Here is a 10251-nt window from a genome sequence, read left to right as displayed (position 1 = left end):
CTGACGCCAAAGAAGCTGGCCACTTCTGCCTGCGATGCTGTACCGCGCTCACAGGCCCGGACAACTTTGCGTCGTAGATCCACGGAATAAGCAGCGCCCATGATGGCCTCCTCAAGGTGGCGAAGCTCATGGTTAGACCGCTTTAATTCCTCTACATTCCTCCGTCTAGCATTCCGACAACCGCGTTAGGCTTGTGTAGGGTGGGCGCAGCCCACGCGGTGATCGAACAACCGCGTGGGCTGCGCCCACCCTACGAATATCGAACTCCAGCGGATTACTTCATCCCCGCTCCAGGTAGGTCTTCAACACCGCCGCATCATCCAGCTCCGACCATCCCCGCTCCAGCGTTTCCCGATACTTCCGCAGCGCCGCATCCCCCAGCGGCGTCGCATAGCCGGCCGCATGCGCCATGCCGGTGGCCAGGGTCACGTCCTTGGTCAGGATGTGGGCGAAGGCGCGCGGCGCGTAATCGTCGCGCAGCGCGCGCGCCATGCGGTCTTCGAAAACCCAGGAATTACCGCTCGAGGCGCGGATGATGTCGAAGATCTGGTTCGCATCCAGCCCGATCTTCATGCCCAGCGCCAGCGCTTCAGCGCCGGCTACGAGGTTGATGCCGGCCAGCAGATTGTTGACCAGCTTGGCCTTCGCGGCGTCGCCGTGCACTGCCCCGAGCACGAAGCGCTTTTCCGCCATCGCCGACAAGAGCGGCTCGAGCGTCGCCAGCAGCGAGGTTTCGCCGGCAATCATCATGCTCATCGTGCCCGCCTCGGCCTTGGCCGGGCCGCCGGAAATCGGCGCATCGATCGCGGCAATGCCTCGCTCAGCCAGGCGCTGGGCAATGCGTATGCTGTCCTCCGGCGCGATCGTCGAGCACAACAGCACGGTTTTCGTCTTCGCACCCAGCTGCGCCAACCCCTGCTCGCCGAACAGCACCTCGTCGATCTGCTGCGCATTCACCACGACAACGATGGCCACGTCGGCCAGGCGGCCCAGCGCCGCACTGGAGTCGCACTCCTGCATGCCCAGGCTAGCGGCTTCCTGCTGCGCTTCGGGTCGAATATCGCGCACCGCGAGCGTATAGCCGCGCTTGTGCAGGTTTTTGGCTATGCCCATGCCCATGGCGCCTATGCCGATGACGCCGATGATCGATGACTGATTCATGGAAAACGATTCCGGTTGGTTGTTGAGTGTTCACGATCGCGCAATACGAAGCGCTTGACCGCGGCCGGCCATTGTATGGCCGTTCGGCAAACGGTCAAAAACGGCACAAATATTTCCCAGTCGAAAACCTTTACACTTGCGCAAACGCAAGCTAGTTGTTTTCGCGCAAGTATTTGTTATTAATGAAACTTTATTTCCTGGCACACACATTGCTTATAGGAAAACAAAGTGCAGGGAGAAGAACATGAAACGCGTGAACAAAGTGTATTGCCTGGTATTGGCGCTGGTCGCCGCTTCGGCACTGGCTGCCCCTTTCGTCTTTCATCATGGGGCCGGCCCAACGGACAGCGAAGCTGCGCTACAGCTAGACGGCGGCGGCCGCGCCAACAGTTCCGGCGCCACCACGGACGTTAGCGCCGGCCATATCGGCTCGGACGGCCCGCCGACCATAGGCGCTTCCTACGCGGACATCGAGCATTTCAGCTTCCGGCCGGTAATGGGCGACATCGACGACAGCCATGCGGCGCCCGACGGCACACTGCTGAATGTCGGCAATCTTCCCTTCCCGGTAGGCGCAGCCAGCAGCGCTGGCTCGGCACAGGCATACGACAACGCAGGCAGCGCTTCCGGCGTTCCCGGGACGCCGGCCGGCCTGAATGGCCCGGGCATGGCGTTCAATCTGCCCTTCGGTTCGACGCCATCGCGTAATGGCGCTGTGCAAAGCGTGCCGGAAAGCGCCGCCTTTCTGCCACTGTCGCTTCCCGGCAGCGGCGACGGCTCCGGCGACAGCGCTGCCAACAACGGCAGCAACGGTTCCGACACCGGCGCCGGCAACGCGGCCGGCGGCATGGACGGCGCCGGCGGCACGCCCGGCAATACCGAGGGCGTATTCAATCCTGCCTTCGCCGCGCCACTGAACAACAGCCTGCCGGACACCGCCGACGCTGGCGGCGCAGCAAGCGCCGACGTGCCCGAACCCGGCACCATCGCGCTGTTCGGTTTCGGCCTGCTCGGCTTTGCCGCTGCGCGTCGCCGGGCCGCGGCACGCGCCTCACGCTGAAGCGAGGCGCTAACTCGCCCGCTTCCCGACGCGCCGCGGGCGCTCCTGCGCCATCTTGTAATGAGATGTAAGGCCTGAGCGGCATTGCCCGAAGCAGCGCTCGGCACATGCCGCAGCCTCGCCCTTGGCGGCTGCAGCCCGTTCGCCTCCCTCCCCTTCCCAGTGCCACCTCAACCCGCAATGCCGCCACGCATGTTGCAAGCGGTTACGAGATGGCGTTGCCTTAATGCATTAGTTCTATTGCCGCCCCAATTTCCGCCGGCTAATAATGACGACTGTTAAATTTGTTTCCTGAACGTATCGTTACCGGCAGCATGCAGCAACGCCACCGGGGGCGACACACCAGCACCTCGACATGTCCTCAGATTCATCGACAGCTTTCCATTCCTCCAACAAGACTTCCACTGCCGCGACACCCGCGCCCTCGGCCATGGGCGGTCTGTACGCCAGCATCTGGCGCCACGCCGCCGGCGCGCGCCGGCAACTGCTCATCAGCTGGCTATTGCTCGTCGCCGCCGCGGTGCTGGAACTGGTTGCGCCCTGGCTTGCCGCGCGCGCCATCGACACCCTGCAGAAAAACGGCGCCGGCGCGCTGACCCATGCCGCCGGCTATGTCGGCGCGATCCTCGCGGTCTCGGGCCTGGCCTGGGCGCTGCACGGCCCGGGCCGCATCGGCGAGCGCACGGTGGCGCTGCGCATCCGCCAGCGCTTTTCCGATGCGCTGTATGCCAAGCTGATGCGCCTGCCGATGTCCTGGCACGATCGTCATCATTCCGGCGAAGTGCAGCAGCGCATCGGCCAGTCGACCTCGGCGCTGTACAACTTCGCCCAGAGCCAGTTCACCTACCTGAAGAGCGCGGTGTACTTCATCGGCGCGGCCGCCGCGCTGATCCTGTATTCGCCGTGGATCGGTCTGCTGGCCCTTGCCGGCTACATCGGCGTAGCCTTCCTGATGGTGCGCTTCGATGGCCCGCTGATGCGCCTGGCGCAGGAAGAAAACACGGCCGAGCGCCGCTTCCAGGCCAAGATGCTGGACTTCCTCGGCAATGTCTCCACCGTGTTCTCGCTGCGCATGCAGCAGAGCTCGCGTCAGCTCGTCAACGAGCGCATGGACGATGTCTTCGTGCCGCTGAAGAAGAGCATCGTGCTGGTGGAAGCGAAATGGTGCGCCGCCGACCTGGCCTCGGTGATGCTGACCTGGGGCCTGGTGGCTGCAGCCGCATGGCCGCGCCACGGCGGCACGGTGCTGCTCGGCAGCGTGTTCCTGGTGCACCAGTATGCGCAGCAGGCGCGCGGCGTCGTGCTGTCGGCTGCAGACAAGTTCCAATCCTTCGCCCGCACCCGCACCGACGTGGCCAGCGCGGATCCGATCCTGTCGGCCGAGGACATGCCCGCCGCTGGCGAAGCGCTGCATGCGGATTGGCAGCGGCTGTCGATCAAGGGCCTGTGCTATGAGCATCCGGCGCCGGACGCGGGAGCCGATGCTCAGGCGCCGGCGGGTCTGCATCATGTATCGCTGCAATGCGAACGCGGCGACCGCATCGCCCTGATCGGCCACAGCGGCTCGGGCAAGAGCACGCTCATGCGCGTGCTTGCCGGCCACTACATGCCGACGCAGGGGCGTTTCGAGACCGATGCGCGCGCTTATCCGCACACTCGTCACCTCGGCAGCATTGCCACGCTGATACCGCAGGAAGGCGATGTCTTCGAAGCCACCGTGCGGGAAAACATCTCGCTATCCGGTGCGCACAGCGATGAAGAGATCGCGCGCGTCATCCATGCCAGCGCCTTCGACACGGTGATGCGCGACGGCGCGATGGGGCTTTCCACCCCGATCACCGAGCGCGGCTTCAATCTCTCCGGCGGCCAGCGCCAGCGGCTGTGCCTGGCGCGCGGCCTGCTCGCGGCAAGCGCGAGCTCGCTGATCATGCTCGATGAGCCGACCAGCGCGCTCGACCCGGTCACCGAGGACACCGTGCTCTCGCGCATCTCCGCCGCCTTCCCGGAGGCCTGCGTGATGGCCTCGGTGCATCGCATGAGCCTGCTGCATCACTTCAACAAGGTAGTGATGATGGCCAATGGCCGGGTGCAGGATGCGGGCACGGTGGAGGAACTGCTTGCACGGCAGCCGGCCTTCCGCGAGATGCTCAACATGGCGAGCGAGGAGCTTGCGTAGCGTGAGCTGAAGAAGGAAGTCCATTGGAGTTGCAGTTGCTGTTGCCGTTGCAGTTGCAGTTGCCGTTGCCGTTGCCATTGCTTTTAATCCCGTTGATCGCGCCGTGGCGCCGGGCCCTGAAGCGGATAAGGTGCGGCGTCTGTCTGAGCGAAGCGCAGCGTAGCGAGTTTAGCCGCGCCCCGCTTCAGGGCTCGGCGCCACGGGAACCCCGCGCAGCGGGGCGCGATCTCCGGGTCGCCTTTTCTTGGTTACTTCTTTTGGCGAGCAAAAGAAGTGACCCGGCTGCCGGGCCGGGACCCGGCTTGCTCGCCAAGTGCGATGTCCTTTTTGGGTCATCGGGCCTCGGATTTCGACCGGGCGGGCCTTTCAATTCAAGCCTCGACCAACGCGACGACGACCAAGGCAAGAGCCCGCCCCCTCAACGACATCACTCCGGTGATGCAATACGTCTACCTACTCCTCGACCTAGCCGGGTCCCGGCCCGGCAGCCGGCCTACTTCTTTTGCGCGCCAAAAGAAGTAGGCAAGAAAAGGCGCCCGCGGAGATTGCGCCCCGCTGCGCGGGGTCCCCGTGACGGCGCAATCAACGGGGGTTAAAAGCAACGGCAACGGCAACTGCAACTGCAACTGCGTTGCACTCGCGCAGCGTTGTCCTATTACAGCCAATGCAGCAGTTACCGCGCGCGGCGACCTTCAAAGGACCGGCTTGCCAGCCCGACCTACGCCGTATAACGCGCGCTATCCCCAGCCGTGACGTCATAGGTCGCACCCGATATCCGATATGCCTCATCGGATGCGAGAAACAGCGCCACCGGCGCAATGTCCTGCGGCTGCAGCCACGGAATGTGCATCGGGTTCTGCCTGGCGAGCATCTTCGCGACCTCGTCCACCGGCGGATTCTGCGGCGCCTCTTCGGTATGCTGGGTTTCCTTCACCGCGCCGCGCAGCCGCGTTGGATTGCGCGTGAGCAGCGTATCGACCAGGCCCGGCTCGACGCAATTGACCGTGATGCCATGGTCAGCCATCTCCAGCGACACCGACTTCATCAAGCCGATCACGCCCCACTTCGACGCGCTGTAGCTCGAACCGTTCTTCCAGCCCTGCCGGCCCTGGCGCGACGCGATCATGATGATGCGAGCGGTCTTCTTCTGCATCATCATCGGCGCGAATGCGCGGATCGTGTTCGCATATCCGGTCAGATTCACATCGATGATGTCGCGCCATTCGAGGTCGTTCATCTCGAGCAGCGGCTTCATCGTCTGTATCGCCGCATTCGGTATCAGGATGTCGACATGGCCGAACTCCTTTTCGGCGCGCTTGGCCGCATCACGCAGCGCATTCATGTCGCGCACATCGGCCACCACCGGGATGAAGCGCCGGCCCTGCGCCGCCACCAGCCTTGCGGTCTCGTCGAGATCGGCGCGGCTCGCCGGCTCGGCTTCCGAGATCGCGCTGGCTGGGCCGGCGATATCGATGCCCATCACATCCGCGCCTTCGGCCGCGAAGGCTTGTGCAAGGGCACGCCCGATGCCGCGCGCCGCGCCGGTGATGACCACGGTCTTGCCTTTTAGGCGGCCGCTGCCCTTGACCAGCGGCTCGGTGGCGATGACCTTCTCCGCATGCGCGGACGATGCGCCCAGCGCCGCGCCAGCCACGGTGGCGCCGGCGCCGATGAGGAAGGCGCGCCGCGAGGCTGCCTCCTCGCTGGATGACGCACCTGCGCGCGAGGCGTCCGGTGCGGATTCGGGGTGATGGTGTTCCATGCTGATCTCCATAGGCGCTGACAGCGGCGCGATTGAGCCATGCGCGCGGGGTCGCTGTCGATGGCGGCCCGCAATGCAGGTGACGACGAGCGTAGCGTCGAGACGCCGTGCGCGCCACTCATCGACGCCGCCAATCAACGTCAGACTTTTCCGGACAGCGCTCGGTCCGTGCAGGGACGCGTGCGAGCGCCAGGATTCGCGCCTTCGATGGAACCGTTATGAACGCTGGCGGAACTAAGGCTGCGCTTCGCATCAGCGCATCCATGCGCCCGCCCAAGCGGTAATCACGCATATCTTTCGCGCACCGCACATCCCTCCATCCATCGCATCACTGCCGTATGAGGAAAGTCCACATGGACGCATTGTCATCCACCCCCAAGCCAACGCAAGGCATAGCTACGCCGCGAGTAACGCCCGATGCGCCGGGACGATAAGAAAACGCGACCCAGCAAACAACCGGAGAACATTCATGCAAGGCTTACCATCTTCGTCTTCGCATTCTTCCAGCGACACGGCACAGCAACAGCCGCTGGAGCCGCGACAAACCCCGCCCCCGGCGCAACCGGCCGGCAATCAACAGCCGTCTCACCCGGATGCTGCGCTGCAGCCGAATGTGGCCACACCGCCTGGCGCACCGGGACTGCTGCACGCAGTACCTGCGGCGCCGCAGGCGGCAACAGCGCCATTGCTCGCCCCGGCGCCCGGCATGCACTCGGGGCAGAAGCGCGCGACGCCGGATGGCGGTTCGGAACCGCGCGACACGGACAATCCCAAGCGGCCGCGAACCGCAACATCGGCAGCCACGCCTCCCCGGAGGCAGTCGCGGGATGCAGACGACCCTGACAAGAATGCGCTGCCGCACCCGAGCAGGTACGACCTGTATGCATCAAGCTTCGCGATTTACAACGACGCCGACGGCATGGACGTGGACCAACCCACGTCCAGCGCCGCCTCATCGAACGGGGCTGGCAACACATCGCCATGGCAGCGCCAACCCCGGCTGGAGACAACGCATAGTCCGCGTCAATTGATCGAATTGCGGAAGGACCAGCGGTATGCCGAACTCCCGTCGCTGATTACTGCGCTGGTGTTCGCGGATCCGCACATGTTCTACAACGCGCTCACGGAAGAGCATGACGATGTCAATGCCACCGACCAATATGGCTGTACGGCCTTGCACTATGCCGCCGCCCTCGGCCTGGGCGATACGGCTGATACGGTTGATGCGGTCCATGCGCTTTTGCAGTGCGGCATCGAGATCAATGCCATCAACACCGACGGCAAGACTGCGCTGCACTATGCCGCGGCCAATGGCGCACAGGCCGTCACCAATGCTTTGCTCGCCTACTCCGGTAGGGTGATCAACGCCATCGACAATGAGGAAAGAACGGCATTGCTGCACGCCGTGGCGCATGGCCATATCGCCATTGCCGATGCCTTGCTTGCCCAGCACGACATACAGGTCAATATCGCCGACAGCGAGGGCAATACGGCACTGATGTACGCCGTGAAGCATGCCTGCTCTTCACCGGGCCATGAGCCTGAGGCATTGATTGGAAAATTGCTGGGCATCGGCAACATCGATGTCAACCGCAGCGACCTGAAGGGCAATACGCCATTGCTTCACGCGGTGTCGGGAGGGAAAACGGAAATCGCCCTTATGCTGCTCAGGGCGCCGCGCATCGATGTCAGCGCGCGCAACGCGGCAGGGAAGACTGCCATCATGCTGGCCTGCAATGATGCAGCGCTCATCGGCTCACTGCTCTCCAGCCCTGGCATCGATGTCAACGCCTGCGACAACAAAGGCAGTACGGCGCTGATCCGGGCGCTGGAGAGCCGCGAGTATGAGAAGGCGTGGCAATTGCTGCGCGCGCCGGGCATCGATGTAAACGTGAAGAATCAAAAGGGGCACACCGCCTTCTCCTGGGCATTCGAAGACCAGAACGGCGCGGTCGCAGCACTGCTGTTCGCGCGCGTGGACCACATCATCGCTTCGGCCCGCCAGCACGACGATGCCGCCCTGGCCCTGACCGCGGCCGCGGGCGAGACGGCGACGGTTTCGTCCCTGCTCGGCAAACCGGACGTCAATGTCAACGCCGTGCACGCCAACAACCTCACCGCGTTGATGCTCGCAGCCGCCAATGGCCATCCGGACATCGTGCGGGTCTTGCTCGCTGCGCCTGGAATCGACGTCAATGCAACTGACGCAGCCGGGTTCACCGCATTGATGCTGGCCGCAGAAATGGGGTGCGAAGCGACGGTCAGATTGCTGCTCGACGCGCGTGGCATCGATGTCCATGCGTCAAGCGCGAACGACCATACCGCACTGGCGCTAGCCGCGGCGCAAGGACATGGCGCGATAGTCAAGGCCCTGCTTCATATGCCCGGTGGCGAGCGCGCAAGCACGCCCATGGAAGAAAGCTCGGCCTTCGGGCATGCATGGAAGAAGGGCCATGCGGACATCATGAGGATGTTGCTGGCCAGGCCCGAAATCGGGATCGATGTCCTGCGTGGCTCGATCTCGCCATGTGCATTCTTGAGAGATGAAACCGATTTGCGCAAGTTCTTCGCACTGACCCACTTCATGGACATGGAGCGCAGGGCCACTGAAGCCTTGTTGTTGGAGGCGGCGATGAAAAACAACGAAAGTGCGGTGCGGCTGCTCGTTGCCATGCCAGGCATCAATATCAATTGCACTGACATTTCCGGCATGACCGCGCTGATGCATGCCGCGCAGCATGGGCACCGCTCCATGGTCCGGATGCTGTTGTCAGTGCCCGGCATACGGCTCGATATCGGAGAGGGTACAGAGGATGGCACTGCCGCGGACCTGGCGCGAAAAAACTGGCACGACGATATCTGCAAGGAGTTGCGCGATCATGCTTCACTGATGAGCCTCCCTTTTCAAAAGCTCCAATCGGTTTTCGAAGCCGTCTTCGCAAGAGCGGCCATACATCGCGAAGCGAGCACGGAACAGATCAGCAGGATCGACGAGATTTGCGAACGTCTCGAATCCGGCACGTGCGCCGCCGCCGATATCGCGGCCTTTTCGGAATTTGCCGTCATCTTGCCTTCGGCCGTACGTCAACGATTCGCCCGATCGCTCGCTTTCGGCTTTATCACCGGCCACTTCCGCGAAGCCGATGGCAGCCTGACCGAAACATGCGCAGCGTTCATCGGCGACAAGGTATTGCGTATGCGCTTTGATGAAATCGCCTACGCCGTCAGCGCCGCGACAGCCAACATCAACCTGTACCGGAGCGACAGGTTCAACTTGCTCGGCTTCGCGGCCGCGTCGGGCAACGTCCGCATGATCCGGGCGCTGGTGCGCCTGGGCGCGCATGTGGATCTGCCTTCCCCGAATGGCGAGACCGCGTTTGCCATCGCCATCGAAAACCGGCAATGGCAAGCCTGCGCCGAACTCGTCGCCTGCGGCGCGCAGGCGACGCTGCCCTTGCATGATGGCCGCCCCGCGCTGTACCACATCGTTGGCGCGGCCTGCGCTGCCGGGCAACCCGAAGCGCCTCTCATCGATCTGCTGCGCGAGCTGAGGGCAAGGGACATCCCCTTCGATATCCCGTTCAGAAGTCGCAGCGCAACGCAGGCAAACGCCGCGCCGTTGAGCACGCCCATTGCGCTGCTGGGCGCGGTCGATCTGCTGGAAAGACATGCGGGCCTTGCCGGGCCCGCCGGCAACGGTAATGGCGATGGCAATGGCAATGAAGGGCCCAATGGCCGGCCGCCCGTCAGCACGGCGGACACCTCGGCAGGCCTTTCCGCAACCTACCTGAACCGCAAGCCGGCGGATGAAAGCGGCGGAGCGCCGGCGCCGGCGCAGTGAGCAGTGAGCAGTTGCGGCGCACGGCCGGGTAATGCGCAACGAATCCGGCAGCGCCGGTACTCACGCTCCTCGCTCCTGCCGGCATTACCGCTGCCGCCAGCGCCTGCTCCAGTTGCAGCCCATGGATGTACATCCTCCGGATCTTTTCAATCAACGAATCAGCCATGTATCCAGACCAGCCAAGCTGCCCGAACAAGCCGCACAATCCGCCCAACCAGGCGCCCCTGCTGCCCATCCGGAATCAGTTCCTC

At 63.8% G+C, this 10251-nt stretch carries 5 protein-coding genes; 3 read left to right on the top strand and 2 right to left on the bottom strand.

What is annotated here, in order from left to right; all coding sequences use genetic code 11:
* Positions 1-279: 279 nt before the first annotated feature.
* Positions 280-1161 (bottom strand): NAD(P)-dependent oxidoreductase, encoded by an 882-nt coding sequence (locus JJB74_RS29940; RefSeq protein ID WP_200598222.1) that lies wholly within the window; start codon positions 1159-1161, stop codon positions 280-282.
* A 244-nt stretch (positions 1162-1405) separates the two neighbouring features.
* Here JJB74_RS29940 and JJB74_RS29935 point away from each other — a divergent pair, with 244 nt between their 5' ends.
* A complete protein-coding gene (locus tag JJB74_RS29935; RefSeq protein ID WP_200598221.1) occupies positions 1406-2221 on the top strand; it encodes a PEP-CTERM sorting domain-containing protein in 816 nt (271 codons plus the stop codon).
* A 355-nt stretch (positions 2222-2576) separates the two neighbouring features.
* A complete protein-coding gene (locus tag JJB74_RS29930) occupies positions 2577-4397 on the top strand; it encodes an ABC transporter ATP-binding protein (RefSeq protein ID WP_234484979.1) in 1821 nt (606 codons plus the stop codon).
* Between the two features lie 718 nt (positions 4398-5115).
* Here the strand turns inward: JJB74_RS29930 and JJB74_RS29925 are convergent.
* Positions 5116-6159 carry an SDR family NAD(P)-dependent oxidoreductase gene (locus JJB74_RS29925; RefSeq protein WP_200598220.1) on the bottom strand — a complete coding sequence of 348 codons (1044 nt, stop codon included), beginning with the start codon at positions 6157-6159 and terminating at the stop codon, positions 5116-5118.
* A gap of 469 nt (positions 6160-6628) precedes the next feature.
* Between JJB74_RS29925 and JJB74_RS29920 the strand changes: the two genes are divergently transcribed.
* Complete coding sequence (locus tag JJB74_RS29920; protein WP_200598219.1) at positions 6629-10000, top strand: ankyrin repeat domain-containing protein; 3372 nt, start codon at positions 6629-6631, stop codon at positions 9998-10000.
* Positions 10001-10251: the final 251 nt, after the last annotated feature.

This window comes from Noviherbaspirillum pedocola (genome assembly GCF_016632335.1).
Lineage (GTDB): Bacteria > Pseudomonadota > Gammaproteobacteria > Burkholderiales > Burkholderiaceae_D > Noviherbaspirillum_A > Noviherbaspirillum_A pedocola.
The sequence above is the reverse complement of the archived record's forward strand: the minus strand, read 5'-3'. Positions and strand labels throughout refer to the sequence as shown.